Source organism: Kitasatospora sp. NPDC043949 (genome assembly GCF_056435365.1).
This window is the reverse complement of sequence record NZ_JBWKEQ010000023.1, coordinates 33,038-57,937: the sequence shown is the minus strand read 5'-3', so window position 1 is coordinate 57,937 and position 24,900 is coordinate 33,038. Positions and strand designations below refer to the sequence as shown.

At 74.7% G+C, this 24,900-nt stretch carries 30 protein-coding genes and 1 pseudogene; 15 read left to right on the top strand and 16 right to left on the bottom strand.

The window, feature by feature from the left end:
* The first annotated feature begins 31 nt into the window (after positions 1–31).
* Both AC07AL_RS20300 and AC07AL_RS20295 read left to right on the top strand, forming a co-directional pair.
* Positions 32–874, top strand: a complete 843-nt coding sequence (locus tag AC07AL_RS20300) for a helix-turn-helix domain-containing protein (RefSeq protein WP_363586807.1) — start codon at positions 32–34, stop codon at positions 872–874.
* On the top strand, positions 859–1,065 hold the full coding sequence (locus AC07AL_RS20295) for a DUF397 domain-containing protein (protein ID WP_363586806.1): 207 nt from the start codon (positions 859–861) through the stop codon (positions 1,063–1,065). The genes AC07AL_RS20300 and AC07AL_RS20295 overlap by 16 nt, the downstream gene beginning before the upstream one ends.
* Positions 1,066–1,134: 69 nt before the next feature.
* Here the strand turns inward: AC07AL_RS20295 and AC07AL_RS20290 are convergent, their stop codons facing one another.
* Complete coding sequence (locus tag AC07AL_RS20290) at positions 1,135–1,329, bottom strand: DUF4253 domain-containing protein (RefSeq protein ID WP_363586839.1); 195 nt, start codon at positions 1,327–1,329, stop codon at positions 1,135–1,137.
* Here AC07AL_RS20290 and AC07AL_RS20285 point away from each other — a divergent pair.
* From AC07AL_RS20285 to AC07AL_RS20270, 4 genes and pseudogenes are all read left to right on the top strand, one after another.
* A pseudogene (locus AC07AL_RS20285) lies at positions 1,318–1,629 on the top strand (Scr1 family TA system antitoxin-like transcriptional regulator); the annotation flags it as partial. The gene AC07AL_RS20290 and the pseudogene AC07AL_RS20285 sit on opposite strands and share 12 nt — an antisense overlap.
* Positions 1,630–1,711: 82 nt before the next feature.
* A complete protein-coding gene (locus tag AC07AL_RS20280) occupies positions 1,712–1,924 on the top strand; it encodes a DUF397 domain-containing protein (RefSeq protein WP_363586805.1) in 213 nt (70 codons plus the stop codon).
* A gap of 359 nt (positions 1,925–2,283) precedes the next feature.
* Entirely contained in the window at positions 2,284–3,090 is an 807-nt protein-coding gene (locus tag AC07AL_RS20275; RefSeq protein WP_363586804.1) for an SDR family oxidoreductase, read from the top strand.
* 27 nt (positions 3,091–3,117) lie between these two features.
* Positions 3,118–4,011: a helix-turn-helix transcriptional regulator gene (locus tag AC07AL_RS20270; protein ID WP_478317874.1), complete on the top strand. Its 894-nt coding sequence runs from the start codon at positions 3,118–3,120 to the stop codon at positions 4,009–4,011.
* Between the two features lie 52 nt (positions 4,012–4,063).
* On the opposite strand, the gene AC07AL_RS20265 is transcribed toward AC07AL_RS20270, so the two are convergent.
* The 5 genes from AC07AL_RS20265 to AC07AL_RS20245 form a co-directional block, all read right to left on the bottom strand.
* The gene (locus AC07AL_RS20265) at positions 4,064–4,888 is read right to left on the bottom strand and encodes a DUF4253 domain-containing protein (RefSeq protein WP_478317873.1); all 825 of its coding nucleotides are present in this window, start codon (positions 4,886–4,888) and stop codon (positions 4,064–4,066) included.
* Positions 4,889–4,964: 76 nt separating this feature from the next.
* Positions 4,965–5,963 (bottom strand): aldo/keto reductase, encoded by a 999-nt coding sequence (locus AC07AL_RS20260; RefSeq protein WP_363630953.1) that lies wholly within the window; start codon positions 5,961–5,963, stop codon positions 4,965–4,967.
* Between the two features lie 164 nt (positions 5,964–6,127).
* The gene (locus tag AC07AL_RS20255; RefSeq protein ID WP_478317872.1) at positions 6,128–6,958 is read right to left on the bottom strand and encodes a S1 family peptidase; all 831 of its coding nucleotides are present in this window, start codon (positions 6,956–6,958) and stop codon (positions 6,128–6,130) included.
* Between the two features lie 121 nt (positions 6,959–7,079).
* Positions 7,080–7,613, bottom strand: coding sequence for a hypothetical protein (locus AC07AL_RS20250; protein ID WP_478317871.1), 534 nt, complete (start codon positions 7,611–7,613; stop codon positions 7,080–7,082).
* A gap of 140 nt (positions 7,614–7,753) precedes the next feature.
* Positions 7,754–8,392: a PH domain-containing protein gene (locus AC07AL_RS20245; RefSeq protein ID WP_363630948.1), complete on the bottom strand. Its 639-nt coding sequence runs from the start codon at positions 8,390–8,392 to the stop codon at positions 7,754–7,756.
* A 357-nt stretch (positions 8,393–8,749) separates the two neighbouring features.
* Between AC07AL_RS20245 and AC07AL_RS20240 the strand changes: the two genes are divergently transcribed.
* The 3 genes from AC07AL_RS20240 to AC07AL_RS20230 all read left to right on the top strand — a co-directional run bounded on the left by AC07AL_RS20240 (position 8,750) and on the right by AC07AL_RS20230 (position 11,370).
* Positions 8,750–9,196, top strand: coding sequence for an XRE family transcriptional regulator (locus tag AC07AL_RS20240; RefSeq protein WP_363586798.1), 447 nt, complete (start codon positions 8,750–8,752; stop codon positions 9,194–9,196).
* 168 nt (positions 9,197–9,364) lie between these two features.
* A complete protein-coding gene (locus AC07AL_RS20235; protein WP_363586797.1) occupies positions 9,365–9,934 on the top strand; it encodes a ParH-like protein in 570 nt (189 codons plus the stop codon).
* Entirely contained in the window at positions 9,931–11,370 is a 1,440-nt protein-coding gene (locus AC07AL_RS20230; RefSeq protein WP_363630946.1) for an MAB_1171c family putative transporter, read from the top strand. Before AC07AL_RS20235 ends, AC07AL_RS20230 begins: the two co-directional genes overlap by 4 nt.
* A gap of 65 nt (positions 11,371–11,435) precedes the next feature.
* On the opposite strand, the gene AC07AL_RS20225 is transcribed toward AC07AL_RS20230, so the two are convergent.
* The 4 genes from AC07AL_RS20225 to AC07AL_RS20210 all read right to left on the bottom strand — a co-directional run bounded on the left by AC07AL_RS20225 (position 11,436) and on the right by AC07AL_RS20210 (position 13,371).
* Positions 11,436–11,876 carry a sigma factor-like helix-turn-helix DNA-binding protein gene (locus AC07AL_RS20225; protein ID WP_363586795.1) on the bottom strand — a complete coding sequence of 147 codons (441 nt, stop codon included), beginning with the start codon at positions 11,874–11,876 and terminating at the stop codon, positions 11,436–11,438.
* A gap of 79 nt (positions 11,877–11,955) precedes the next feature.
* Positions 11,956–12,747: a helix-turn-helix domain-containing protein gene (locus tag AC07AL_RS20220; protein ID WP_478317870.1), complete on the bottom strand. Its 792-nt coding sequence runs from the start codon at positions 12,745–12,747 to the stop codon at positions 11,956–11,958.
* 18 nt (positions 12,748–12,765) lie between these two features.
* Positions 12,766–12,999, bottom strand: coding sequence for a hypothetical protein (locus AC07AL_RS20215; RefSeq protein ID WP_363586793.1), 234 nt, complete (start codon positions 12,997–12,999; stop codon positions 12,766–12,768).
* 174 nt (positions 13,000–13,173) lie between these two features.
* Positions 13,174–13,371, bottom strand: a complete 198-nt coding sequence (locus tag AC07AL_RS20210; protein WP_363586792.1) for a hypothetical protein — start codon at positions 13,369–13,371, stop codon at positions 13,174–13,176.
* 94 nt (positions 13,372–13,465) lie between these two features.
* Between AC07AL_RS20210 and AC07AL_RS20205 the strand changes: the two genes are divergently transcribed.
* Positions 13,466–14,212, top strand: coding sequence for a hypothetical protein (locus AC07AL_RS20205; RefSeq protein ID WP_478317869.1), 747 nt, complete (start codon positions 13,466–13,468; stop codon positions 14,210–14,212).
* 52 nt (positions 14,213–14,264) lie between these two features.
* Here AC07AL_RS20205 and AC07AL_RS20200 read toward each other — a convergent pair whose 3' ends face one another.
* Together AC07AL_RS20200 and AC07AL_RS20195 are read right to left on the bottom strand one after the other, a co-directional pair.
* Positions 14,265–14,342 carry a hypothetical protein gene (locus tag AC07AL_RS20200; protein WP_464336931.1) on the bottom strand — a complete coding sequence of 26 codons (78 nt, stop codon included), beginning with the start codon at positions 14,340–14,342 and terminating at the stop codon, positions 14,265–14,267.
* Between the two features lie 125 nt (positions 14,343–14,467).
* Entirely contained in the window at positions 14,468–14,983 is a 516-nt protein-coding gene (locus tag AC07AL_RS20195; RefSeq protein ID WP_363624051.1) for a cupin domain-containing protein, read from the bottom strand.
* Between the two features lie 101 nt (positions 14,984–15,084).
* Between AC07AL_RS20195 and AC07AL_RS20190 the strand changes: the two genes are divergently transcribed.
* Complete coding sequence (locus AC07AL_RS20190) at positions 15,085–15,690, top strand: hypothetical protein (protein ID WP_363630942.1); 606 nt, start codon at positions 15,085–15,087, stop codon at positions 15,688–15,690.
* A 154-nt stretch (positions 15,691–15,844) separates the two neighbouring features.
* Positions 15,845–16,675, top strand: coding sequence for a BPL-N domain-containing protein (locus AC07AL_RS20185; protein ID WP_363630940.1), 831 nt, complete (start codon positions 15,845–15,847; stop codon positions 16,673–16,675).
* A gap of 166 nt (positions 16,676–16,841) precedes the next feature.
* On the opposite strand, the gene AC07AL_RS20180 is transcribed toward AC07AL_RS20185, so the two are convergent.
* Entirely contained in the window at positions 16,842–17,705 is an 864-nt protein-coding gene (locus tag AC07AL_RS20180) for an alpha/beta fold hydrolase (RefSeq protein WP_400810368.1), read from the bottom strand.
* A 48-nt stretch (positions 17,706–17,753) separates the two neighbouring features.
* On the opposite strand from AC07AL_RS20180, the gene AC07AL_RS20175 reads away from it, so the two are divergent.
* The 3 genes from AC07AL_RS20175 to AC07AL_RS20165 all read left to right on the top strand — a co-directional run bounded on the left by AC07AL_RS20175 (position 17,754) and on the right by AC07AL_RS20165 (position 20,678).
* On the top strand, positions 17,754–18,392 hold the full coding sequence (locus tag AC07AL_RS20175; RefSeq protein WP_363630937.1) for a TetR/AcrR family transcriptional regulator: 639 nt from the start codon (positions 17,754–17,756) through the stop codon (positions 18,390–18,392).
* A gap of 209 nt (positions 18,393–18,601) precedes the next feature.
* Positions 18,602–19,411 carry a PLL family lectin gene (locus AC07AL_RS20170; protein ID WP_478317868.1) on the top strand — a complete coding sequence of 270 codons (810 nt, stop codon included), beginning with the start codon at positions 18,602–18,604 and terminating at the stop codon, positions 19,409–19,411.
* A gap of 157 nt (positions 19,412–19,568) precedes the next feature.
* Positions 19,569–20,678, top strand: a complete 1,110-nt coding sequence (locus tag AC07AL_RS20165; RefSeq protein ID WP_478317867.1) for a PP2C family protein-serine/threonine phosphatase — start codon at positions 19,569–19,571, stop codon at positions 20,676–20,678.
* Between the two features lie 27 nt (positions 20,679–20,705).
* Here AC07AL_RS20165 and AC07AL_RS20160 read toward each other — a convergent pair whose 3' ends face one another.
* The 3 genes from AC07AL_RS20160 to AC07AL_RS20150 all read right to left on the bottom strand — a co-directional run bounded on the left by AC07AL_RS20160 (position 20,706) and on the right by AC07AL_RS20150 (position 24,681).
* Positions 20,706–21,533: an alpha/beta fold hydrolase gene (locus tag AC07AL_RS20160; protein WP_363586783.1), complete on the bottom strand. Its 828-nt coding sequence runs from the start codon at positions 21,531–21,533 to the stop codon at positions 20,706–20,708.
* 238 nt (positions 21,534–21,771) lie between these two features.
* Entirely contained in the window at positions 21,772–23,094 is a 1,323-nt protein-coding gene (locus AC07AL_RS20155; protein WP_363586782.1) for a cryptochrome/photolyase family protein, read from the bottom strand.
* 93 nt (positions 23,095–23,187) lie between these two features.
* Positions 23,188–24,681, bottom strand: coding sequence for an SDR family oxidoreductase (locus AC07AL_RS20150; RefSeq protein WP_363586781.1), 1,494 nt, complete (start codon positions 24,679–24,681; stop codon positions 23,188–23,190).
* Positions 24,682–24,900 lie beyond the last annotated feature (219 nt).

Below are 24,900 nucleotides of genomic sequence, written 5' to 3'. Positions count from 1 at the left end.
GACCTCGGTAGCACTGAGAGTTGGAGCAGCCATGGTGAACATCAAGGAAATTGACCCGAAGTCATCCCCGTGGGCCGCCTTCGGGATCCAACTCCGCAGGTCACGCATGGCGATGGGCCTCAAGCAGGAACAGCTCGCGCGCAGGATCGGTGTCCACCCGTCCTACGTCTCGTTCGTCGAACTTGCGCAGCGCCCGCCGAGTGAGAAGTTTGCTACCAAGGCCGATGAGATCCTGCAGACGGGCGGGACCCTGCTGCTGATGTACTGGCAGCTCCGCCACACAGCTTTGGTGCCGGGCTTCCCCGAGTACGCGAACTACGAGGCCCGCGCAGAGAAGATCAAGCTCTTCGAAATCAACGTGATTCCAGGACTGCTACAGACCCGGGCATACGCAACCGCTTGGGAGCAGGGCAATCTCCGACGAGGAACCGTCACACCAGAACAGGCCCAGGAGCGAATCGAATTCCTGCTCGCCCGACAAAACATCCACGCCCGCACTTCGCCACCACTTCTGCACGCGGTGATGGACGAGAGCTGCCTCAGGCGGCCCATTGGCGGCCGCGACACCATGATCGAGCAGCTGATCCACCTCGAACATCTCGCCAAGCAGCCCAACATCATCATCCAGGTGGCCCCGTACTCGCTAGGCGAGGACAGGCCGTTCACGCGCCTGGTGCACCTCCTTACCATGCCAGGACGCAAAATGCTCTCTTACGGCGAGATCGAGCAGCGAGGCTACATCGATCGAGATACTGAGACGATTGCTGCGCTGGCCGACGACTACGATCGGCTCGTAGTCGAAGCCATGAGCCAGGCCGACTCGGTGGCCATGATCCGCGCGGTACGGAGGGACTTTGAATGGATGTCGACCTGACTGACACCGGCTGGAGGAAGAGCTCATACAGCGGTAGCGGCGGCACGTGCGTGGAGGTCGCCAACGGCTTCACCGATGTGCAGCCCGTCCGCGATTCCAAGGACCCCGACGGCCCGGTCCTCCTCTTCCCCTCCGCCGCCTGGCAGGCGTTCGTCACCGCCGTCCGCACCGGCGAATTCGGCACCAGCTGACGTCGCCTGACGTTTGCAGGCCGACGGGGTTCGTCGGCCCCGAACTCGGCAGCGGGAACGGGTGCCGGGTCAGTCCCACCAGAACGACCACTGGTGGGAGGCGACGAGGCGTTCGGCGTAGGCGGCCAGAGTGCCGGCGCCCTGGAAGACGAGGTCGGGGCAGAAGGCGGTGTGCTCGGCGGCCAGCGGAAGGGCCTCGGCAAGCGTGACGGGCGGGACGGCGACGCTCAACTCCAGGGTGTCGAATCCGACATGGCCCGGCAGAAGTTCCTGGAACGCACACCCTCGCCCCTGGTCTTCGTCGCCCTCGACGAGAGTGCTCTTCGGTGGCGACTCGGTGGCCCCGCCGTCATGGCGGAACAGCTCCAGCGGCTCGAAGACCTGGCGGAAGGACTGCCGAACGTCCTGGTGCAGGTCGTCCCCTTCACCATGGGGGTCCACCGGTCGTTCCGCTCGGCCGTCACGCTGCTGACCGTCGGGGACAACGCCCAGTTCGGGTACACCGAGACACTGCACCGGGGTTTCCTCGAACGCGATCGGGCCACTGTCGTGACGTGGCGCAGGAGATACGATCGTCTTCAGGTAGACGCGCCGCCCAGGGCCGAGTCCCTGGCCGTGATCAGAGCATCCGGAAGGAACTGGCACCATGAGCTTCCGCCCCGATCTGTCCTCTGCCCACTGGGTCAAGTCCTCCCACAGCTCCGACGGGGGTCAGTGCGTCGAGGTCGCGCCCGGCTTCCCGAGCGTCATGCCCGTCCGTGACTCCAAGGACCCCCACGGCCCGGCCCTCCTCTTCCCCTCCGCCGCCTGGCAGACCTTCGTCACCGCCGTCCGCACCGGCGAATTCGGCGCCAGCTGAAGTCCCTCGATGGCGTCGCCGACCCGGGCCGGGGCGGCGGCGCCTGACGGTGTCGCTCTGGATGACGAGCCGTCGCTGAGCCACCTCTGCCCAGACGGTGGGCGAGCCTGGCGGGGCACGGCCTGCGGTGGCTCGACGCCCCCGACGGCCCCGAACTCGGCGGTGGGAGCGGGTGCCGGGGTCAGCGCATCAGGCGAGGGGGGCTCTCACAGTACCTGTATCACCAGGGTCTCCCAGACGTTCAAAACGCCTGTCACCATGGACACACACCGCAGCTTCAACCCCATCGGTTCAATTCAGCTGCCCCGAATGCGCGACCGTGTCGGCGAATTCTTCCACGACAGAACAGACGGAGACCAATGGCGGACAACCAATTCACCACTCACGCGGAACTTTTCGATCTGAGTGGGAAGTACGCCCTTGTCACCGGTGGCACCAGGGGAATCGGGCTGATGATAGCGCGCGGCCTTCTCCAGGCGGGCGCCCGCGTCGTCATCAGCTCGCGCAAGGCAGACGCGTGCGCGGAGGCACAGCATCTGCTGTCCGAATTCGGCGACGTTCGAGCAATCCCCGCCGACCTGTCCAGGCACGACGAGTGTCAGCGCCTCGCCGATCTTGTCCAGGTCGGCTCGGAACGCCTGGACATCCTTGTCAACAACGCGGGAGCGATGTGGCGCGAGCCGCTGGCGACGTTCCCGGACGAGGCCTGGGACGCGGTGATCGACCTCAACCTCAAGTCGCCGTTCTGGCTGGTGCAGGCTCTGCTCCCCGCACTTCGCAGGGCGGGCACCGCCGATGATCCCGCGCGGATCATCAACATCGGCAGTATCGCCGCCATCCACGTCGCCCAGTCGCCCAACTACTCGTACGCCAGCAGCAAAGCGGCACTCCATCAACTCACCAGGGTGCTTGCCAGGGAGCTGGGCCCGCAGCACGTCACGGTGAACGCGGTGGCACCGGGAGTGTTCCCGTCGCGGATGACGGCGTCCACGCTCGATGCCGTCGGCGACACGATCGCGGCCGCGGCCCCTCTGCGCCGGATCGGCCGCGACGACGACATGGCGGGTGTCGCCGTGTTTCTCGCCAGCCGGGCCGGGTCCTACCTCACGGGCACCGTCATCCCGGTGGACGGCGGCATCGCGACGACCGCATCGGGCACCCCTTAGACTGCGGGACCGGCTTACGATGAGGGGATGGCCGCGATGGATCTGCGCACCGAGATCCGGGAGTTCCTCAGCTCGCGTCGCGCCCGCATCGCACCCGCGCAGGCGGGCCTGCCCGCTTACGGCGGCAACCGTCGGGTCAAGGGTCTGCGCCGCGAGGAGGTGGCGCTACTGGCGGGGGTATCGGTCGACTACTACGTGCGCATGGAGCGCGGCAGGCTCGCCGGTGCCTCCGATGGCGTGCTCGGCGCGCTGGCCTCCGCCCTGCAACTCGACGAGGCCGAGCGCGACCACCTGTTCCACCTCGCGCGCCAGTCCACGGCGCCCAGCGGCCCACGCCGGCGCAGGCCTGCCGTGACGGTGCGCTCGACGCTGCAGCAGGTGCTCGACGCGATCTCCGGTGCGCCGGCCTGGATCGGTAACGGCCGTTACGACGTGCTCGCCACGAACCAACTCGCTCGCGCGCTGTATTCACCGGTGCTGGCCGACGCGCGACGGCCCGCGAACACCGCGCGGTTCGTCTATCTGAACCCCGAGGCGGCCAGGGATTTCTTTGTCGACTACGACCACATTGCCGGTGGCGTGGCCGCGAAGCTGCGCATGGAAGCCGGCCGCGATCCGCACGACGAGGAGCTGATCGCCCTGGTCGGCGAACTGTCGACGTCCAGTGAGCTGTTCCGGCAGCGGTGGGCATCTCAGGACGTGCGGCTGCACCGGTCCGGCCGCAAGCGTGTGCGCCATCCGATCGTGGGCCGGCTCGACTTGGACGTCGAGTCCCTCGGACTGTCCGCCGAACCCGGCCTGCACCTCAACGTCTACACCGCACCCGCGGGCACACCGACCGCTGACAATCTGGCGCTCCTGGCGTCGTGGGCGGCCACCCAACGGGCGCCGACGACCGAGCTCGAAGCGCACAACGGATAGTCCCCGTACTGGTCCGGTGGATCCGGACTCGGTGGCGGGAACGGGTGCCGGGTCAGTCCCACCAGAACGACCACTGGTGGGCGGCGACGAGGCGTTCGGCGTAGGCGGTCAGGGTGCCGGTGCCCTGGAAGACGAGGTCGGGGCAGAAGGCGGTGTGCTCGGCGGCCAGCGGGAGGGCCTCGGCGAGCGTGGCGGGCGGGACGGCGACGCTCAACTCCAGGGTTTCGAACCCGACTTGGACGGCCTGGGCGCCGAAGCGGCGTTCCCAGTCGGCGAGTACGGCGGCGATCTTGGCGGTGTCGTCCTCGTGGTTGAGCGGGCCGCTCCAGCCGCAGGCGGCCAGCGCCTCGGCGCCGCTGCCCGCCTCGACCAGGCCCAGGCGCGCGTCCCGTACGGACAGCAGCACGTCGGCCAGGCCGCGGGCCTCGATGCCGGGGGCTCCGTCGGGGACGGCGGCGGCGGGGGCGGTGCCGGGCCAGGCGGGGCCGAAGGGGGCCAGGGCGGCGTGGAGTTCGGCGGCTTCCTCGGCGTCGAGCGGGCCCTCGAGCGGGCCCTCGGGCGCGTCCTCGTCGGTGCCACCGAGCTGCTGCCACCAGCGGCGCAGCAGGGCGTCGGGGTCGTAGAGGGTGGGGTCGGAGGCGGAGGCCGGGAAGAGTTCGCCGGACAGCCAGGGGCGGTAGTCTGCGCCGTCGCCGAGGGGGACGAGCAGCAGCGGCCACAGGCCGGACTGCGGGTGGGCGCGGTGGAGTTGCTGCCACAGGCCGGCGGGGGCGGGGGCGTCGCTGATCCACAGCAGCGGCTCCGGCCCGTCCTCGCCGCCGACCAGGCGGCCGGGCGGGAGGGTGGCGGGCAGGAGACGGGACAGGTCCGAGGTCATGCGGCCACCGTAGGGGCGGTCACTGACACGGGAGTTCGGGCGGCGGGGTTCGGGCCCGCGGTGCGGCGGGGGCGGTTCAGGACCAGGGCAGGGCGGCGCGGGTGCGCCAGTACTCCGGGGCGGGTTCGGCCAGGGTGGCGAGGGCGGCCAGGTCGTCGGGGGTGGGGTGCAGGGTGGCGGCGGTGAGGTTGGAGGCGAGCTGGTCGACGGTCGCCGCGCCGGACAGGACGAGGTCGGCCCAGGGCTGGGCGGCGGCCGCGGCCAGGGCGAGGGCGTCGAGGGGCGCGCCGGTGCGGGCGGCGAGGGCGCGCAGTGCGGCGGTGTCGTCCCCGGTGGCGTTGCGCCCGGCGAGGCGGCCGTTGGCCATGCCCTCCTTGACGACGACCAGCCAGCCGGCGGCGTGGGCTTCGGCCAGGGCGGGGGCGGCGGAGGGTTCGAGGAGGTTCCAGGTGGCCTGGACGGCGGTGAACAGCGGGCGGCCGTCCACGGTGACGGCCAGGGCGGCGCGGATGGTGTCCGCCTGGGCCGGGCCGCTGGTGGACAGGCCGACCCGTACGCCCTGCCCGGCCAGGTCGGCCAGGCGGGCGTGCAGGGCGGTGTCGGTCAGGGCGGGGCTGTCGGGGGTGACGGAGTGGACCAGGTAGACGTCCAGGTGCGGGCCCAGCAGGGAGCGGGTCTCGTGGAGCTGGCGGTCGAACACCGCCGTGGAGTGCTCCTTGACCTCGTGCGCGGCCACCCCGGTGGTCTGCCAGCCGGCCGTGTAGGTGTAGCCCCACTTGCTGCCGACCGTCACCTCGGCCGCGGCCGCGGGGTGTTCGGCGAGCCACTGGGCGACGAACTCCTCGGCGCGGCCGTAGGAGCGGGCGGTGTCGAGGTAGCGCACGCCCGCGGCGTAGGCGGCGTCGAGCAGGGCGTGGGTGCGGTCGCGCAGCGCCTCGACGGTGCGTTCGGCGGGCAGGTCGCCGTCACGCCCGAGGGTGATGTAGCCGGGCCGGCCGACGGCCGCGGTGCCCAGGCCGTACCGCGCGATCGGCGGGCGGTCGGCGGCGGCTCCGGTGGCGGGGTCGGTCGGCATGGCGGGGTCTCCTCGGGCGCGACGGTGCTCACCTGGGACTTTACCGTCGGGTCGGCCGGCGTATCCGGCCGCCGGGGTCAGGCGGTCGGCCGGATCGGCCGGTCAGTCAGTCAGTCAGTCAGTCAGGCCAAGGCAGGTCAGCCGGGTCAGCCAGGTCAGCCAGGTCAGCCGGCGGCGATGGTGGCCTGGATCCAGTCGGCGTAGGCGCGCACGTCGGTGTACAGGCCCGGGCCTCCGGTGCAGGGGACGCCCGGGGCGCCGGGGCCGGAGGTGGTGCCGATGAGCTCCCAGCGGCCGCCGCGGCCGCGCTGGAGCTGCGGGCCGCCGGAGTCGCCGACGCAGGCCATGGCCTTCGGGGTGGGGCTGGTCGTGCACAGGCGGGTGGGGCCGGCGTAGCCGGGGGCGCAGTCGGCCACGGCGCCGCGGCGGGTGTCGAGCTCCTGGAGGCGGTCGGGGAAGACCATCTCCTCGAACTTGGGGGTGTCGACGACGGTGCCGAAGCCGAGCAGCCGGGTCGGGGTGCCGGGCGGGCCGGGGCGCTGGGCGACGGGGAGGGGCCGCTGGGCGACGGGGCGGTCCAGGCGCACCAGGGCGAGGTCGTCGTAGTTGGGGCGGGTCTGGCCGTCGCCGAAGCTGAAGCCGGGGTGGACCACGGTGCGGGTGATGGCCCGGACGGTGCCGCCGCTCTTGCGGTGCGCGCTGCCGATGCGCACGATGCCGTCGAGCTTCAGTTCGTTCTCCGGGGGGCTCGTGACGCAGTGGGCGGCGGTCAGGACCCACTGGGGGTCGATCAGGGTGGCGCCGCAGGTGCCGTCGGCTATCTGCTTGGCACTCATCGGGATCGTGGCCATGAACGGGTAGCGCTCGGTGGAGTCGTGGCCGTTGACGATCGCTTGGGCGCTTCCGGTCATGGCGGTGGCGCCCAGGGCGGCGGCGAGGGCGGCGACGGCGGTGGCGCGGGCGGCGCGGCGGCGGACGGTCTTGCACAGGAGCACGGGTGACGGCCTTTCGGATCGGTTGGTTCGGATGCGTCCAGCCAACCCTGCGGCGCCCGTCCGGGACATCCGGGCAGCGGGCCACCGTGCCCGGGGGCTGTCCCCCGGGCACGGTGGCGGGCTACCAGGGGGTCGCGGCGGGCCGGGCGTTGGTGCCCGGGGCCTGCGCCGGCCTGGGCGCGGGAGTGGCCGCGGGCCGGGAAGCGGGGGCGGGCGCGCCGAAGTCGCCGACGTCGCCGGAGGAGGTGCGGATGGCCCGGGGCGCGGAGGGCCGCAGGGAGTCGGCGGGGCGCACGGCCCGGACGGGGGCGAGGACGGGGGCCGGGGCGAGGCTCTGGTCGAGGCGGACGACGAAGTTGACGTAGTCCAGGGGCTTGTCGGGCCAGTGGCAGTCGTTGCTGGTCAGCAGGCGGCTGCGGACGCCGTCGCGTTCGGTGACGGGCCCGGGGGTGACGCGCAGGTTCGGCTGCCAGCTGCGGCCCCACAGGTGGTGTTCCAGGGTCAGCGTCCAGCTGTCCTCGTCGACTTCCAGGGTGGCGCCGACCCGGCCGGGCAGCGTCCGGGTGCCGTAGGGGCCGCGCACCACCGCGCGCTGGTCGAAGCTGGCGTTCTTGCCGACCACGGTGATCCGCCATGCGCCGTGGAACCTGAGCATCGCCGCACTCCTGACGTCCTGGCGCGCCGTCCGGGCGGGCGCGCTTCCGTCGGGGTCAACGGCTGCGGGGCGGTGGGCGGCTCAGCGGTGGGCGGCTCAAAGGGCCGGGGCGGGCTGCGCGGGCCCGGTCCGGTCCCGGTTCAGGCGGCGTCGGGGCGGGCGGCGGGCCGAGCGGCGAGGGACGCGCCGGGGGCGGTGTGGGCGAGCGCCGGGTAGCCGTGCGCGGTGAGGACGAGGTCGGCGTAGCGGCGGTCGTCGAAGGGGACGCCGTGGCGCCGGAGCAGGTCGAACAGTTCGGCGAGGCGGCGGGGTTCGGTGCCGCGCGGCAGCCCGTCGCGGGTGGTGCCCAGGATGCCGAGGACCGGCCCGTACAGGTGTGCGGCGCGGGCGATGCGGGCGGCACGGGCGGTCCGGCGGGGTGCCGGGGTCAGGCGCAGCAGCAGGACGAGCCGGTGGGCGCCGGAGTCGGCGTCCTGCCCGGCGTCCATCGTGAGCCCCTGGATGTCCCGCCACCGGTAGCGGCGCGGGACGAACGCCCGTACGAGGGTGAGGCCGTGGTCGTCGGCGCGCAGCCAGAAGCCGTACGGGACGGGCAGGGCCACGCCCAGGACGGCCGCGCTCGACAGCAGCAGCGCGGGGACGGCGCCCATCCGGCCGGCGTCCCCGGTGTCGGCGAGCACGATGCCCATCGCCAGGGCGAGCACGCAGCCGATGGGGGCGCCGGCGGCTCGCCACAGGAAGCCCAGCCGCACCGTCTGGTGTCGCGGCGCCGTGCTCACGGGCGCCTCCTTCCCACGTCGTGCCGTCGGTGGGGCCGGCCGGTCCGGCCGGTCCCGTCTCGGGCGTCGATGCCTGGCGGTCCCAGGGGAGTCGGTCACGCTACCGGCCTGCCGAGATCGTTCGGCCGATCCGGGGGAAACGTCAAATGTCTTTAACACGAACGGACTTGATGGTCAGTCAGCTTGACTGGTCCGCCCGCGGTCCAGGATGTCAGCCGCCGACGGAGGGGTCAACTGACGTTGATTGGCGGTATCTTGTGATCCACGCCAGCTGATGCCGTTGGGTTATCGTGACCTGGCCGGCCCTGCCCGCCCGCCAGGAGGAGACGTGCGGGGCCCCGGTGAGGAGGGCGGGCCATGGCGGAATCGAACCGGGAGGACGGACCGGTGGAACTGTCCGGGCTCGCGGCCAGGATCGAGGCGCTGTTCCACACCGTCCGCAGACCCGACCGCGAGCAGTACACCAACGAAGAGGTGGCCCGGGCCTGCCGCGAGGCGACCGGGGAGTCGTTCTCCACCACCTACCTGTGGCAGCTGCGCACCGGGCGCCGGGACAACCCGACCAAGCGCCACCTGGAGGCGCTCGCCCAGTTCTTCCAGGTCCCGCCCGCGTACTTCTTCGACGAGCGGCAGGGCGCGGAGATCGCCAAGGAGCTCGCGCTGCTCGGCGCGCTGCGCGACGCGGGCGTGCGCAGCCTGGCGCTGCGCGCGGTCGGCCTCTCCTCCGAGGGCCTGGACACGGTCAGCGAGCTGATCGACGTCATCGCCCGCCGGGACGCGGCCCGCCGGAACCCGGCGCCCTGACGCCGGCGGCGCGGGCCGCGGGCGGGGCGGACGGGGTCCGGGGCTGACTGGGTCCGGGGCGGACGGGGCGCGGGGGGCTACGAAGACGGGGGCCAGGCACGGAGGCGGAGCCACGGCGGTCGGGAGATCGGGGGGAACGGGGCCGCTGATCGAGAAGGGGAACACAGCGTGCGGGACGACAGGTGCTACCGATCGGCGCTGCGCCGCTGCCGGCGGATGGCCGAACAGCTGGAACTGCCGAGCCCGTTCGACACCACCGTGCTACTGGAGCAAATCGCCCGCCGGCGGGGACGGCCGATCGACCTGCTGCCGGTGGCCGCCCGGCCCAACGCGCCCTGCGGGCTGCTGGTGTCCACCCGGGAGGCGGACTACATCCTGTACACCGCCGACACCAGCGCGCTGCACCGCCGGCACATCCTGGTCCACGAGATCGCCCACCTGCTCCTGGACCACGCCGGCTCCGCGCCGCTCGGCCCGGCCGCGGACCTCCTGCCGCACCTGTCCCCCGACCTGGTCCGGCGGGTGCTCGGGCGCACCGGCTACGACGAGCCCCAGGAACGCGAGGCCGAGCTGCTGGCCTCCCTCATCCTCAGCCGGGCCGCCAAGGCCGACGCCGCGCACCCGCCCGGCCCCGCCCCGCACCCGGACTCGCTGGACGTCCTGGACGCCCTGCTCACCGGCGAGCCCGGCCCCGCCGGCGACCGGGCGGCCGACGGCCGGGCGGCGGGGCGTCCGTGAGCGGCCTCGTCCTCTACGGCGTCGCGCTGTTCTTCGCCCTGAGCGCCTGCCACTTCGCCCGCGGCCGCCGGACCAACCCGCGCGCCATCGCCCGCTACAGCTGCTACGCCACCGCGCTGCTCGCCGCCGCCCTGCTGCTGCTCGCCCCGCCCACCGTCCAGGCCGCCGACCGGCTGCACCGGCTCGGGATCGCGCCCGCCGTGCCCGTCCTGCTCGGCGACGTACTGCGCATCGGCGCGGCCTGCGCGATCCGGCTGCTGGCCGGCGTCCTGCGCGATCCCGAGGGCGTGTCTGACAATTCGCGGCGGATCAGCGCGCGGCGGTGGGCGCCCGGCTGGGCGTGCCGGCGAAGCGTCCTCGTACTGGGCCGTACTTGGGCGTTTCGCCGGTGCGTCCAGGCGGGATGCCCGGCGTCGTGCGCCCGGCGGGAATTGTCAGACACGCCCGACCTTCCCCGCCGCGCGGTGCGGCGCCAGCTCGCCCTGCTGGCCGGCGTCCTGGGGGTGCGGGCGGTCCTGTTCGTCGCCGCCGCGCCGGGCCTGGATGCCTCCGACCTCACCGCCGCGCCCTCCACCGGCGCCCGTCTGGCACTGGCCGGGTACACCGCCGCCGGCGTGCTCTACCTCGCCTACTGCCTCACCGCCCTGCTGCGCCAGCTCGCCCGGCTCGCCCGCGCCGCCGTGCCCGGGCGCCAGCGCAGCGGGCTGCGGCTGCTCACGCTGAGCCTGGTCGCGGGCCTGCTGTGGAACGCCTGGGGCGTCGACGACGTCGTCCAGGCGGCGGCCACCGGCACCCAGGCCGGCGCCGAGGACGCCCTGTGCGGCGTCCTGGGCCTGCTGTGCGTGGCGCTGCTCGCGGCGGGCCTGGGCACCACGGTGTGGCCGGCCGCGCACGCCGCCGTCCGCGGCTGGCTGCGCGCCCACCGCCGCTACCGGGCGCTGGCCCCGCTCTGGCGGGACCTGCACACCGTGCTGCCGGAGATCGCGCTCGCGCCGGCCAGCCGCCTGCCGCTGCTGCCGCCGCGCGACCCGCAGTTCGCCCTGTACCGGCGGATCATCGAGATCCACGACGCCCGGCTGATCCTGCGCCAGCACCTCGACCCGCGGACCCCGCGGTGGCTCGCCGCCGCCGCCTCGCGCTTCCCCCCGTCCGCCGCCCGGGCCGGCGCCACCGCCGAGGCCGCCGCGCTGGCCGCCGCGCTGGAACGCGCGGCCGCCGGTGCCCGGCCCAACCCCGACACCCCGCGCACCGCCCCGGCGGCCGAACCGCCGCACGCCCTGGGACAGGACCTGGAGTCCGAGGCCGACCACCTGGCCCACCTCACCCGCGTCTACGCCACCTGCCCGGCCGTCGCCGAGGTCCGGGCCCGTGCCCGCGCCGCCGCCCCCTCCCCCGCCGCTCCCGACCCCGACCCGGTCGCGAGCCCCGCGCGATGAGCCGCCGGACCGGCCGGGGGCAGCCCGGCCGGTGGAACGACGGGAGCGGGCCGGGGCGGCGGCCGCTACCGGCGGACGGCCGCCAGCGAGCGCAGCTGCACGTGGACGGTGCCCGGTTCGGTGCCGGTCAGGGCGGCGACCTCGGCGGCGGGCAGGGCGAGGACCAGGTGCAGCAGCAGGACGTCCTGCTGGGGGGCGGTGAGGTGGGCGACCGGGCCGAGCGGGCGCGGGCCGGCCAGGGCGCAGACGCGTCGGCGGACCGCCTGCCAGGCGTAGGCGGCCGGGCTGGCGGTGGCGAGGGCGTCGAGCCAGTGGCCGCTGAGGTCGTCGAAGGCGCCCTGGACGGCCAGCGGGGCGTCGGCCGCGGGGAGCAGCAGGGCGGCGTAGTCGAGGTAGTGGCGCAGGTGGAGGTCGTACAGCGCCCACAGGCCCAGCGCCGGTCCGGTGGCGGTGGTCGTGGTGATGGTCGTGGTCGTGGTGGTCGGCTGTCGCGGTGGTGTCGGCATGGTTGATTCCCGAGGTGGCGCGGGTGGGTGCTGGTCCGCGGACGGGGCGCTGGTGGCGCGTTTCCGTCCGCGGACCGGGTCACACGAGTACCGGCGGGCCGCCGCCGGCGCCGTCGCGGCCCGTCCCGGCGGAGTGGCCGGGGTGGCCGGCGTCCTCGGCGCGGTCGGCGGCCAGGCTGTTGCGCAGGGTCACCCACAGTTTGAACAGGATGTCCGTCGAGGTGCCGCTGCTGGAGGACTGCATGGCCCGGGTGAACTCCCGCTGGTACGTGCGGGAGTTGACCGGTGCCGGGGTGCGGGCGTTGTTCGTCCGCTCCCAGGCCGCCGCCCACAGTGCGCGGCGGGCCTCCTTGACCCCGCAGACCTCCATGTAGGTGAGGAACACCGCCTTGCGCAGCGGGGCCTCACCCCTGAGGACCAGCGCCAGGGTGCTGGAGGGCAGGCGCCCTCCCCCGGCCCGGGCCCGGCGGTCCAGCTCCTCCAGGGAGGGCCAGTCGGCCTTGCGCCGCATCTCGTGCATCGCCCGTCGCAGGTCGGCGAGGGAGTCGACCTGCTCGGGGTTGAGCCGTCGGGGCGCCCGGCGCTGGGTCCCGGAGGGGCGCGGGACGTGGGCCCAGTAGTTGGCCAGGGTCCACTTGCGGCGGGCCGCCTTGAGGTCGCCGTCGCAGGCCCGGGTGAGGGCCTCGACGACCTCCCAGTTCGGCATGGTCCGGCCGCTGGTGGCCCGTTGCAGGGTGGTCGGGTGGTAGTTGGTCCGGTCGGCGAGCTGACGGTAGGTCAACCCTGCCTCTTCACGCTGCTCGCGCAGCAACGCGGCGAGTCGGCCCAGGGCCGGCTCGGTCGCCGCGATCGGTTTCTCCTGGCGTCCCATCGCGGTCCGGCGTTCCTTCTAGGCCCGCCCCTGCTGGAGCCTGGCATTCAACAGCAGCCCGCCGGTGGCCAGTTCGAGCGCCGCTCCCGCCGACATGCCCGTCCTCACCAGGGCGGCGGCCACGACGACCACGACGACGACCACGGCCGTCCGCACGGGGCCGGACGACCAGGGCAGGCCCGGTCGCGGCGGCGCCGGGTGGCCGGCGGCGCAGTGGGCGGGGGCGCGCTTCTTCTTCCGCTTCCTCGTCATCGAGGACCTCCTATATCACCGTCTACTCCAACGGACGGGCACTTCGGTGGTTGGCGTCACGCGAGGAACCCGTTTCGCGCAACACTCTGTCAGGCGTACGGGTGATTCCCAATCGGTTCGGTGAACATCGCGAAGATTGATGCGCCAGAATCCCGGGCCCGGCCCGCAATCTCGTCACAACCCTGTGACATCAGTGCAGTTCAGGAACTCGAAACCGGAATTTGATGCATTTTTGTGCAACTCGCCCTTGTAGCCGTCCTGGCTGAATGTGACGATGTGCAGCAGCGTCATCCAGACCTGCGGGTCAGGAACCCGGGGGCGCTGTCTACTCCAAATTTTCGGGAACACCGGCAGCGGGCCGTGTTGGCGCATGGGCCCGTCCGAACAGCAGAGACCGCCCGGCCCCAGCGGCCCGAGCGGTCTCTCTGCATTTCCCCATTTCCCCGGCCCGAGAGGACCCCGACCGGTGAACGGCTTCGAGTACCTGCTCGGCATGCTGCTGGCCCAGCCCGTACGGGCCCGGGACGCGCTGCGCGCCCGTCTGCCCACCACCCGCCGGCTGCGCGCACTGGCCTCCTCGCCGCGGGTCGAGGCGCTGCGGGCCGCCGAGCGCGAGCGGATCCGCCGGCTGGTCGAGGGCCTGGCCGCGGTGGAGGGCGTGACGCACCTGCTGACCCGCGTCGCCGACCACTGCGACCGCCCCTCCTCGCTCGGCCTGCTCACCACCACCGCCGAGGGCCGCGGCGTGCTGGTCTGCCGGATGAGCGCCGCCGCCTACTTCGCCACCGGCGAGGACATCACCGCCGTCCTGCCCAGGATCGAGGCGGCGGGCCTGGCCGACTGGGGCTTCCCGAACACCTGGGGCGACGAACCGCCGTACTCGCCGGGCACGGTCGCCTACGCGCTGCGCTACCACCGCGACCGCGGCCTCTTCCCCGACGGCCGGCGGATGCCCGGCCCGAGCCTGTCCACCGCCGACGCCACCCTGGTCTGGGACCTGCCCGGCATCCCCCGCCCGGACCCGGACTGGCCGCGCAGGGGCAGCGACGTGCGCTTCCGGCACGAGCAGATCCCGCCGGACGGCGACCCGGCCGCGCTGCTGCGCGCCGCCCGCGCCGAGGGGCCGGGCCCGGTGCTGGTGCTCACCTTCGGCCGCGACTGGACGGACACCTGCACGTACCACGCCGTGCCGCGCGGGCGCGAACCGGGCTGAGCGGCCGGTGCGGCCGGGGGCGGCGCCCCGGCCGCACGCACGGTTCAGGCGCTCAGCACTGGGGCCGGCGGCCGTGGTTGGCCCCGCGCCGGGCCCGGGCCTTCTTCTTGCGGCGACGCTTCGACGACATGGCCACTCCTCTCGCAACCAGGACACCCCCGGCTTCCACCGTTCCACACCCGGCCCGCACCGGCCCGCCGGGAACGGCCGTCACGGGCCCCGGGCGGGGCAGGGCGGTTTCTAGGGGGCGGGGCATCAGGCGCGGGCGGCGCTCCGGTCGAGGGCGGCGCGCCAGGCGGGGCTGTCGACGTAGTGGTTGTCGAAGCGCCCGGCGGAGGCGGCGATCGCGCCCGGGTCGGTCTCGCCGCGCATGACGCGGCCCAGCAGGCGCAGGTAGTCGAAGCGGTCCAGGCCCGGGGTGAACACGAACAGGACGTCGGCCTCGGCGCCCGGGGCGGCGGCGAAGGCGTGCGGGGTGTGCGGCGGCACGGCGAGGAAGTCGCCCTCGCCCAGGATCGTGACCTCCTCGCCGACCAGCACCTGCAGCGAGCCGCCGATGACGAAGAACAGCTCCCACGCCCGGGTGTGGAAGTGCGCGGGGGCCCCGACGGCGCCCTTGGCGAAGGTGGAGCGGTAGCTGGTGAACCCGCCCTCGGTGTGCGCCGAGTCGGCGAGCAGGGTCATGGTGCTGCTCGGGTCGGCGCAGGTCTCGGCCCCGGCGTGGCGGGTCAGCACGGGGGCGGCGGGGGCGGCGTTGCTCGTCGTCGTCATGGGACCAGGCTAGGGCCGGAAAGACCAGATATCAGGTGGCAATTCCATGCCGATTTCATGGGTCAATTCCCGGGGTCGGCGGCTGCTGGCAGACTGGCCCGATGACGACGGACGATCTTCTGCGGCACCAGGACGAACGGCAGGCCGAGGCCGGGGCGGTCAGCGCCGACCTGGGCCTGGACGAGCTGCTGGGCGCCCTCGGGGAGCCGGTGCGGGTGGGCAGTTCGGCGCTGGGGCTGATGGTGCGCCGGGACCTGGACGTCACCGTGGTGTGCCCGCGCCTGGACACGGCCGCGCACGAGCGGGTGGCCGCGCTCGGCGCGCGGCTGGCACTGCACCCGCGGGTGCGGCAGGTGCGCCTGCGCAACGACACCGGCACCTGGAACACCGACCCCGCCGCCTACCCCGACGGCCTCTACCTCGGCCTGGACTACCGCTGCCCGCAGGGCCGCGACTGGACCCTCGACCTGTGGTTCGTCGACGAGCCCGCCCGCCAGCCCGACCTCGCCCACCTGCGCGACCTGCCGCCGCGTCTCACCCCGCAGGCCCGCGAGGCCGTCCTGCGGATCAAGCACGCCTGGTCCGAGCACCCCGAGTACGGCCGCGGCGTGCGCGGCTGGGACGTCTACCGCGCCGTCCTGGACGACGGCGTGCGCACCCCGGAGCAGTTCGAGCAGTGGCGCACCGCCCGGGCCGCGTCCGCCTGACCCGTCCGCCCGCGCTACTCCCCCGGGCCCGCGGCCCGTCAACGCGGACGGCGCGGGTGCACCCGTTCGGAGGGCGGACGTGCGGCGCGGGCCGCTGTGCCCGTAGCGTCGTCGCTGCACACGGCGTAGGTCCTGTCCGGGGAGGGTGTCAGCGATGGCGGCAGTGCCGGTCATGAGGGGTGGGCGGCGGCCCGGGCGGGCCGCCGCGGCCCTGGCGGTGGCGGCGGCGCTGCTGACGGCGTCCGCCTGCGGCGCCTCCCCCGTGTCGGACGGCGCGGCCGGCGACGCGGTCGCCGCCGCCGACGGGCGGCCGCTCGCGCTGGTCTACCGGGGCCCGGCGGCCTGCGAGGGCTGCCCGGAGGCGGCGCGGGAGCTGCTGGAGCGCGACGGCTTCGCGGTGCGCTACGTCGGGCCCGAGGAGCGGCTGCGTTTCGGCGCTGGCGTGCTGGCCGGCGCCGCGCTGTACGTGCAGCCGGGCGGCACCAACGGGCAGGAGGTGAGCACCGCGTGGGGCCTGCTCCAGCGCGACCCCGGCTTCTCGCCGGAGCTGGTGCGCGACTACGTCCGAGGCGGCGGTCGCTACCTGGGCCTGTGCATGGGCGGCTACCTGGCCGGCGACCCGGGCTACGACCTCCTGCCGGGCGACTCCGGGCAGTACATCCGCTCCCGGGGGGCGACCGTCACCGACGAGCAGGACCGCCTCGTCGACGTCGCCTGGCGCGGCCGCCCGCAGCGGATGTACTTCCAGGACGGCCCGTACTTCGACGTCGACGGCCCGGGCGTGGACGTCCTGGCCCGCTATTCCAACGACCGCGCCGCCGCCGTCATCGCCCCCTACGGCTCCGGCCGGGTGGCGGTCAGCGGCCCGCACCCGGAGGCCCCCGCGGACTGGTACCGCGACTACCACCTGCCCGACGAGTCGAAGACCGGCCTGGGCCTGGGCGACGACCTGCTGCACGACCTGATGGCGGCCCCCGCGTCCTGACGTTCCGTCAAGTCCCCTACGGGCGGGCTGTGGTGTCACGCCCGCGCGGCGGGTCCTGCGGGGAACTCGGCGCGCAGCCGGGTGCGGGTGCGGGTGCGACGGGCCTCGGCGGGGGCGGGGCAGGGGCTCGGCGGGGTGCGGGAGCCCCCGGGCCCGGCCGGTGGCGCTACCGCCCGGCGGGGTGCAGGACGCGGTCGGCCACCAGGTCCGGCCGGTCGGTCGGCAGGGCGTGGCCGGCGCCGGGCACGATCTCCGTCCGGGCCGAGGGCACGAGGCGGCCGAGGCGCTCGGCGACCGCGTGCGCGTCGTGCATGGCGCTGCGCTCCCCGAGCAGGAACAGTGCGGGGACGTCCAGGCGGCGCAGTTCCTCGTCGGACAGGACCGGGGGCACCGGGAGCGCGCGGCGGAACCCCATCGACGCGCGCATCAGGGCCATCAGTTCGGTCTCCAGGATGGCGCTGTTGCCGACCAGGCGGGCCAGCCGGGGGCGCAGCGCTCGCGGCGCGGTGGCGGCGAGGCCGCCGGCGATCACCCAGGCGTAGAAGCGGGCGCCGATGTCGGCGAAGCCGGCCGGGTCCACCAGGGTGAGGGAGGCGACCCGCCCGGGGTGGTGGATCTGGTGGTGGAGCGCCAGCCAGCCGCCGTAGGAGCAGCCGACGACCTGGGCGTCCGTCACCTCCAGTGCGGTCAGGAGTTCGTCCAGCCAGGCGGCCGCGTCCCGGCCGTCGGCGATCGGGGCGCTCTGCACGCTCGCGCCCGGTTCGCCGACCGTGTCGACGGCGATGACCGGGCGGTGGCGGGCCAGCGTGTCGATGTAGCGGTGCCACATCAGTGCGTTTCCGCCCGAGCCGGGCAGCAGCACGATCGGCTCGCCGTGCTGCGGGCCGGTCCGGTAGACGCGGGTGGTCCCGAACGCGGTCGGGAGGTCCAGCGCCGTCCGCGGCCCGGGCCACAGTTCCGTCAGGGCCCGCTCGTAGGCGGCGCGAAACCGGTCCCCGGCCTGGTCGTTCTTGAACTGGCTGATTCGCATGATACATGTGTATCACGGCATGATACGGGTGTACCAGGGAGGTCGTTCATGAACGCGCGGGTCGATCACGAGGAACGCCGGCGGCAGATCGCCGAAGCGCTGCTGCGCATCGCCGACACCCAGGGGCTGCAGGCGGCCAGCATGCGGGCGGTCGCCACCGAGGCGGGCGTCTCCCTGCGGCTGGTGCAGTACTACTTCACGACCAAGGAGGGGCTGCTGCTGGACGCGCTGGAGCGGCTCGGCGCCCAGCTCCAGGCCCGCATGGCGACGTGGATCACCGAGGCCGCCACCCCGTCCACGCCGCGCGGCCTGGTGACCGCGGTCCTGTCCAGCGTCCTGCCCACCGACCCGGAGAGCCGCCGGATCACCCGCACCTACGCCGCGTACTACACGCTGGTGCTCAGCGATCCCGCGCTGGTGGAGAAGCACGGGACGCCCCAGCCCGACCTGCTGGAGGGCTTCCTCGCCAAGCAGGTCCGCGCGGCCCAGCAGGCCGGGCAGATCGACCCCGCCAGGGACCCGGAGATGACCGCCGCCGGGCTGCTGGCCATGGTCAACGGCCTCGGCTCCAGCGTGCTCGGCGGCCAGCGCACCGGCGACGCCGCGCTGGCGATCCTCACCCACCACCTGGACGAGCTGTTCCGCGGCCGTCCCCGCGGTGACGCCCCGGACCTGCCGGCCGCCTGACCTGTCGCCCCCCGGACCGGCCGGCCTTCCCCCGCCGCCGGGGGCGGGCCGCCGTTCGGCCGGATCCCGTCCGGCCGCCCCGCAGGCGCCCTGTCCGCCCCGCCGCCGGTGCACGAGAATGTGCCGGTCCCGCGCGAGGGGCTGGCGAAGCGGCCAACTCCCGTACCGGGCACTCCTTTTCCGTTACCGAATGGGGAGGTTCACCGACCGTGTACAGGAGACTTCCGCAAGCCGTGCTGTCGGGTGTGCTGGTCGTGGCCTTCGCGGGGACGACCGCGTGGGCCACGACGACCACGGCGGGCACGGCCCCCGCGCCGGGCGTCGCCGCCGGGTGCGGGGCCGACGCGACCGCCCAGGGCCTGGCCAGTACCGCCCTCCCGAACACCCTGCTGGAGACGCCGCGCTCCGACGGGCGGACCGAACAGTTCCAGCAGTTCTACGACAGTTCGGCGGCCTCCCTCCTGCCCTTCGTCTGGCACCGCTCCCAGGAAGCGCCCGGGGGCGCCTACGGCGGCTGGGAGCGCGTCAGCGCCACCCCCGTGGGCCCGAAGCTGTACCAGGTGAGCGCCGTCGAGAACAGCGTCGGCGCCCTGGAGGTGTTCTTCGCCTCCTACGGCGGCTTCTGCCACACCGTCCTGCCCGCGCCCGGCGACTCCTGGACCCCGACCGAGAACTTCGAGCTGTCACCGCCGCCCTACCACGGCGGGCTCACGCTCTTCAGGGAACGCGACGGCCGGCTGCACGCCTTCGCCTCCGGCGCCGACACGAACGCGGCCATGGAGGTGCGCAGCCAGGACGGCGACGCCCGGGACTCCTGGGGCCCGGTGCGCCGGCTGCCCCGGCTGCCGGACCCCAACGCGGGCCTGGGCGCGCCGTCCTCGGTCGTCCAACTGCCGGACGGGCGGCTGCGGGTGACCGTCCGCGAGTGGAACCGCGACCGCTCCTGGCGGACCACCGAGGTGGACCGGTTCGTCTCCTGGGAGCCGTGGCAGCTCTGCGCGGACGGCACCTGCGCCTGACGGCCGGGCGGCGGGCAGTCTGACGGCCGGGCCCGGGCGGGCGCTCCCGAGCGGGCACCGACCCGGGCGCTCGCCCGTCCGGGCGGGCTGCGCTGGCGGCCGGGTGGGGCCGCCGGTATGCCTGGGGGGACGGCGAGGCGGCGGAGAGGACGGCGGGGTGGGCGGCGCGGACGGGGACAGGAGCGGGGAGCGGGACGGCGGGGGGACGCGGGCGCCGGGCAACCGGGCGGTGGTGCTGGGGGTGCTGGCCTCCACCGCGGTGGTGCTGCTCGCCCAGGCGGCGAGCGGCACCAGCGCCCGGCTGGTGCTGCTGCTGGTGTTCCTGCCGGCCCTGCTGGCGGGGCTGGGCACCGTCGCGCAGACGGTCGCGGCCTCGGTGTGGGTGGCCGGGGTGGTGGCGGTCAGCACGGTGCTGTTCCCGCCGTCCTCGCTGGCCGCCCGGGTGGGCACCCTGGTGGGGGTGGTCGGCGCCGAGGCGGCCGTGGTCGGGCTGTGCGCGCGACGGGTGCGGCGCGAGCGGGAGCTGTTCCGGATGCGGCAGACCGCCGTCGCCCTGCAACGCCAGCTGCTGCGCCCGCTGCCGGTGCTCACCCCCGACGTCCAGCTGTACGGGCTGTACCGGCCGGTGGAGGAGGACGCCCTGGTCGGCGGCGACCTGTACGACGTCGCCGACACCCCGTACGGCACCCGGGTGCTGGTGGGCGACGTGCAGGGCAAGGGCCTGCCGGCGATCGGCGCGGGCTTCGCGGTGCTGAGCGCGTTCCGGGAGGCGGCCTTCCGGGAGCCGGCGCTGACCGGCGTCGCGGACGCCCTGGAGGCGGCGGTGGAACGGCACAACGCGTACGCGGTGCAGGGCGGCGAGAGCGAGCGCTTCGTCACCGCGACCGTGCTGGGCGTGGAGCGCGGCGCGGACGTGCAGGCCGTCAACTGCGGCCACCTCTCCCCCTACCTGCTGCACGGCGGCCGGGTCGAGGCCGTGCCGCTGCCGGCCGGGGTGCCGCTCGGGCTGGCGGAGCTGACCGACGAGGTGCGCACCGTCCGGTGGTTCGCGCTGCCCGAGGACGGCGTGCTGGTGCTGCTCACCGACGGGATCACCGAGGCCCAGGACGCCACCGGCGCGTTCTACCCCGTCGAGCGGGGCCTGGCCGCCCTCGCCGCCGCCCCCGCCTCCCTGCTGCCCGAGGCCCTGGACCGCGAGGCCCGCCGCTGGAGCGGGGGCCGCAGCCGCGACGACGTCACGGCACTGTCCCTGCGCCGCGCGCCCTGAGGCTGCCGGGGTTCCCCCGAAGCGCCCTCACCGCTTCAGGAACTCCAGCAGGTCGGCGTTGAAGCGCTCCTTGTCGCCGGGGACCATCGCGATGCCGTGCGAGCCGTTCTCGTACACCTTCAGGACGGCGCCGGGGATGATCCGGGCGGCCCGGCGGGCGGTGGCCTCGACGGGGACGATCCGGTCGTCGTCGCCGTGCACGATCAGGGTGGGGATGTCGAACCCGGCCAGGTCCTCGTGGAAGTCGGTGTAGCCGAAGGCGTCCACGCAGTCGACGCCGCCCTCGATGGTCTGGTGCATCGCCATGAACCAGAAGGCGTCCCGGTTGCCCTGGGTGGCGCGGGAGCCGGGGCGGTCGGCGGAGAAGAAGTCGACGGAGGTGTCCTTCCAGAACTGGGAGCGCTCGGTGAGGATGCCGGCCTTGAGGTCGTCGAAGACGGTGCCGGGCACGCCGTGCGGGTTGTCGGGGCCCTGGAGCATGGACGGGGTGATCGCCGACAGCAGGACGGCGGAGCGGATCCGCCCGGTGCCGTGGCGGCCGATGTAGCGGGCGAGCTCGCCGCCGCCCATGGAGTGGGCCACCAGGGTGACATCGCGCAGGTCGAGCCCGGTGAGCAGGCTGTCGAGGTCGTCGGCGAAGGTGTCGAAGTCGTAGCCGCCGTAGACCGGGGCGGAACGGCCGTGGCCGCGCCGGTCGTGGGCGATGGCCCGCAGGCCGGCGTCCGCGACGGCCTTCAGCTGGTCCTGCCAGGCGTCTCCGTTGAGCGGCCAGCCGTGGATGAACACGACGGGGCGTCCGCTGCCCCAGTCCTGGTAGAAGATCTCGACGCCGTCGCGGGTCCTGGAGATGGGCATGCTCCTGCTCCTTCGGGTGGTGCGCCGGGGGTGGGGTGGCCTGCCGGGGTGACCTGCCGGGGGCGGCCTGCCCGGGGCCTGCCGGGCCGCAGGTTCATCCAACGGGAGGCGGGTGGGGCCCGCATCCCGCGGCGGCCGGGGCCCGCGCGGGAGCGGACGCGGCGCTACGCCGTTCGGATGAGTTCGGGCGAGGGCGGGCGAGTTCGGGTGAGGACGGACGAGTTCGGGCGAGGGCGGTTCAGCCGCTCTCGCGCAGGCGGGTGCCGAGGGCGTCGGGGGGCAGCAGGGGCGCCGGGTAGCCGGCCGGGGGCTCGGCCAGCTCCCAGGGGCGGTGGACGGCGCGGGCGGGCAGGTGGGCGAGCTCGGGGACCCAGCGGCGCACGTAGGCGCCGTCGGGGTCGTAGCGGTCGGCCTGGCGCAGCGGATTGAGGACGCGGTTGGGGCGGGTGTCGGTGCCGGTGCCGGCGACCCACTGCCAGTTGAGCTGGTTGTTGGCGAGGTCGCCGTCGACGAGCAGGGCGAGGAAGTGGGCGGCGCCGGGGCGCCAGTGGTGGCGCAGGCTCTTGGTGAGGAAGGAGGCGGTGAGCAGGCGGGCCCGGTTGTGCATCCAGCCCTCGTGGGCGAGTTGGCGCAGGCCGGCGTCGACGATCGGGTAGCCGGTGCGGCCCTCGCGCCAGGCCTGGAGCTCGCGTTCGTCGTCGTACCAGCGGACGGGGCGGGGGCGGTAGTCGGCGTGGGCGGCGTCAGGGCGGGCCGCGAGGACCTGGTGGTGGAAGTCGCGCCAGGCGAGCTGGCGCACCAGCGCGGCCGCGCCGGGGGTGTCGGACTTCCCGGCGCGGTGGGCGAGTTCGGTGGCGGACAGGCAGCCGAAGTGCAGGTACGGCGAGAGGCGGGAGGTGGCGTCGGCGGCGAGGTCGTCGTGCAACTGCTCGTAGGCGTCCGGGTTCCAGGCGCGCAGGCGGCGGCGGGCGGCGCTCTCGCCGCCGGGGGCGCGGCCCGGGGAGGTGCCGGCGGGGGCGGCGGGCAGCGGGGCGCTCGCGGGGCCGTCGGGGGTGGCGAGGGTGCGCGGGGCGGGCAGGACGGTGCGCCGGGGTGCCTGCTGCCAGGCGCGGTGGTAGGGAGTGAAGACGGCGTAGTGATCGCGCCCGGCCGGGGTGACGAGGCCGGCGGGGACGATGGTGAGCGCGGCGTCGTGCAGGTGCAGGCGCTCGCCGAGGGCGCGGCGCAGGGCGTGTTCGCGGCGGGTGGCGAAGGCGGAGACGCCGGCGTTGGTGTGGACGGTGTCGGCGCCGCACTCGGCGGCCAGGCGGGCGGCCTGTTCGACGGGGTCGCCGTGGCGCAGGACCAGGCGGGAGCCGGCGGCGCGCAGCGCCCGGTCGAGGTCGGCGAGGCTCTCGGCGAGGAAGGCCTGCCGGTTGGGGGCGGCGAAGCCGGCCCGGGCGATGGCCGGGTCGAGGACGAACAGGGGGACGACCTGGTCGGCGCGGGTGCGGGCGGCGTGCAGGGCGGGGTTGTCGTGCAGGCGCAGGTCCTGGGTGAACAGGACGACGGCGGTGCTCATCGGGGGCCTCGTGCGGTGGGGTGCGGGTACGGCGGCGGGTGTCGGGCGGCGGGTCGGGGTGGGGGTGTCAGCCGGCGGGTCGGGGTGGGGGTGTCAGCCGGCGGGTCGGGCGCGTTCGGTGATGTTGCGGGCCATGGCGCCGAACACCAGGGCGTGGAAGGGCGCCACCGACCACCAGTAGAGGTGGCCGGCCAGTCCGTGCGGGTGGAACAGCGCCCGCTGCTGGTAGAGCGCGCCGCCGGCGCCGTCGGGTGTCACGCGCAGTTCGAGCCAGGCCAGGCCCGGCAGGCGCATCTCGGCGCGCAGCCGCAGCAGGTGTCCGGGTTCGATCTCCTCGACCCGCCAGAAGTCGAGCGCGTCGCCGACCCGCAGCCGGTGGCGGTCGCGGCGGCCGCGGCGCAGGCCGACGCCGCCGGCCAGGCGGTCCAGGCGTCCGCGCAGGGCCCAGGCCAGCGGCAGGGAGTACCAGCCGTTCTCGCCGCCGACGCCCTCCACCACCCGCCACAGCGCGGCCGGGTCGGCGGCCACCCGGCGCCGGCGCAGGTCCTGGTAGAGGCTGCCGCCGGCCCAGTCGGGGTCGGTGGGCAGCGGGTCGCTGGGCGCGCCGGGCAGGGAGGCGGAGGACCAGCGGGTGGAGACCTGGGCGTCGCGGATGCGCCGCAGGGCCAGTTCCACGGCCCGGTCGAAGCCGGTCAGGCCCTCGGGCGGGTCGGGGATCCAGCGGGCGATGTCGTGTTCGCGGCACACCACCTCGTGGCGCAGCGACTCCACCAGCGGTCGGGCGAGCGAGCCCGGTACGGGGGTGACCAGGCCCACCCAGTGGCTGGACAGGCGCGGGGAGAGCACGGGCACCGGCACGATCAGGCGCCGGGGCAGGTCGGCGACCTCGGCGTAGTGGCGCATCATCAGCCGGTAGGTGAGCACGTCGGGCCCGCCGATGTCGAAGGTGCGGTCGACCTCGGGGGGCAGGGCGGCGGCGCCGACCAGGTAGCGCAGCACGTCGCGTACGGCGATCGGCTGGATGCGGGTGTCGACCCAGCGGGGGGTGACCATCGCCGGGAGCCGTTCGGTCAGGTGGCGCAGCATCTCGAAGGAGGCCGAGCCGGAGCCGATGATCACCGCGGCCCGCAGTTCGGCGGTGGGGACGCCGCCCGTGCGCAGGGCGCGCCCCACTTCGGCGCGCGAGCGCAGGTGGGCCGACAGGTGCGGTTCGGGGACCCCGGCGGGCAGCAGTCCGCCGAGGTAGACGATGCGCCGGGTGCCGGCGGCGGCGGCCGCCTCGGCGAAGGTCTCGGCGGCCTGCCGGTCCCGGGTCTCGAAGCCGGGCCCGGTACCCAGGGAGTGGACCAGGTAGTAGGCGGCGTCGATGCCGTCGAAGGCCGCGGGCAGGGACTCGGCGCGGGTGACGTCCCCGGTGACGGCCTCCACGTCGGCCCGCCAGGGCTGGTCCCGCAGCCGGAGCGGGTCGCGGACCAGGCAGCGCACCCGGTACCCGGCGGCGAGCAGTTCGGGCACCAGGCGCCCGCCGATGTAGCCGGTGGCGCCGGTGACCAGGCAGTGCGGGCGCGTCCGGGTCGGCTCGTCCACCTGCGGCTCCTCTCGTGCGGGCGGGTGCGCCCCCCGTGCCCCGCCAGGCGCGGGGGGCGCTGCCGGGGTGTTCGGAGCGGACGCGGCCGGGGATTGGACACGGCCGGGGATTCGAGTCTTCCAGGGGTCTCCTGCGGGCGCCTGGGCGTGCGCGCGGGGGGGCCGGGAATCCGGGCGTGCGCGGGGGCCGGGAATCCGGTGTCCTTGGCGGGCAATCCG

Excerpts from the sequence above, each read along its gene's own strand:
- AC07AL_RS20225 (WP_363586795.1), bottom strand. The coding sequence starts at position 11,876 with ATGCCGACACCACCGCGACAGCCGACCACCACGACCACGACCATCACC.
- AC07AL_RS20180 (WP_400810368.1), bottom strand. The coding sequence starts at position 17,705 with ATGCGAATCAGCCAGTTCAAGAACGACCAGGCCGGGGACCGGTTTCGC.
- AC07AL_RS20210 (WP_363586792.1), bottom strand. The coding sequence starts at position 13,371 with ATGCGCCAACACGGCCCGCTGCCGGTGTTCCCGAAAATTTGGAGTAGA.
- AC07AL_RS20270 (WP_478317874.1), top strand. The coding sequence starts at position 3,118 with ATGGCCGCGATGGATCTGCGCACCGAGATCCGGGAGTTCCTCAGCTCG.
- AC07AL_RS20185 (WP_363630940.1), top strand. The coding sequence starts at position 15,845 with ATGGCGGCAGTGCCGGTCATGAGGGGTGGGCGGCGGCCCGGGCGGGCC.
- AC07AL_RS20155 (WP_363586782.1), bottom strand. The coding sequence starts at position 23,094 with ATGAGCACCGCCGTCGTCCTGTTCACCCAGGACCTGCGCCTGCACGAC.
- AC07AL_RS20200 (WP_464336931.1), bottom strand. The coding sequence starts at position 14,342 with ATGTCGTCGAAGCGTCGCCGCAAGAAGAAGGCCCGGGCCCGGCGCGGG.
- AC07AL_RS20265 (WP_478317873.1), bottom strand. The coding sequence starts at position 4,888 with ATGACCTCGGACCTGTCCCGTCTCCTGCCCGCCACCCTCCCGCCCGGC.
- AC07AL_RS20275 (WP_363586804.1), top strand. The coding sequence starts at position 2,284 with ATGGCGGACAACCAATTCACCACTCACGCGGAACTTTTCGATCTGAGT.
- AC07AL_RS20195 (WP_363624051.1), bottom strand. The coding sequence starts at position 14,983 with ATGACGACGACGAGCAACGCCGCCCCCGCCGCCCCCGTGCTGACCCGC.
- AC07AL_RS20300 (WP_363586807.1), top strand. The coding sequence starts at position 32 with ATGGTGAACATCAAGGAAATTGACCCGAAGTCATCCCCGTGGGCCGCC.
- AC07AL_RS20250 (WP_478317871.1), bottom strand. The coding sequence starts at position 7,613 with ATGCTCAGGTTCCACGGCGCATGGCGGATCACCGTGGTCGGCAAGAAC.
- AC07AL_RS20295 (WP_363586806.1), top strand. The coding sequence starts at position 859 with ATGGATGTCGACCTGACTGACACCGGCTGGAGGAAGAGCTCATACAGC.
- AC07AL_RS20240 (WP_363586798.1), top strand. The coding sequence starts at position 8,750 with ATGGCGGAATCGAACCGGGAGGACGGACCGGTGGAACTGTCCGGGCTC.
- AC07AL_RS20215 (WP_363586793.1), bottom strand. The coding sequence starts at position 12,999 with ATGACGAGGAAGCGGAAGAAGAAGCGCGCCCCCGCCCACTGCGCCGCC.
- AC07AL_RS20220 (WP_478317870.1), bottom strand. The coding sequence starts at position 12,747 with ATGGGACGCCAGGAGAAACCGATCGCGGCGACCGAGCCGGCCCTGGGC.
- AC07AL_RS20280 (WP_363586805.1), top strand. The coding sequence starts at position 1,712 with ATGAGCTTCCGCCCCGATCTGTCCTCTGCCCACTGGGTCAAGTCCTCC.
- AC07AL_RS20190 (WP_363630942.1), top strand. The coding sequence starts at position 15,085 with ATGACGACGGACGATCTTCTGCGGCACCAGGACGAACGGCAGGCCGAG.
- AC07AL_RS20175 (WP_363630937.1), top strand. The coding sequence starts at position 17,754 with ATGAACGCGCGGGTCGATCACGAGGAACGCCGGCGGCAGATCGCCGAA.
- AC07AL_RS20260 (WP_363630953.1), bottom strand. The coding sequence starts at position 5,963 with ATGCCGACCGACCCCGCCACCGGAGCCGCCGCCGACCGCCCGCCGATC.
- AC07AL_RS20160 (WP_363586783.1), bottom strand. The coding sequence starts at position 21,533 with ATGCCCATCTCCAGGACCCGCGACGGCGTCGAGATCTTCTACCAGGAC.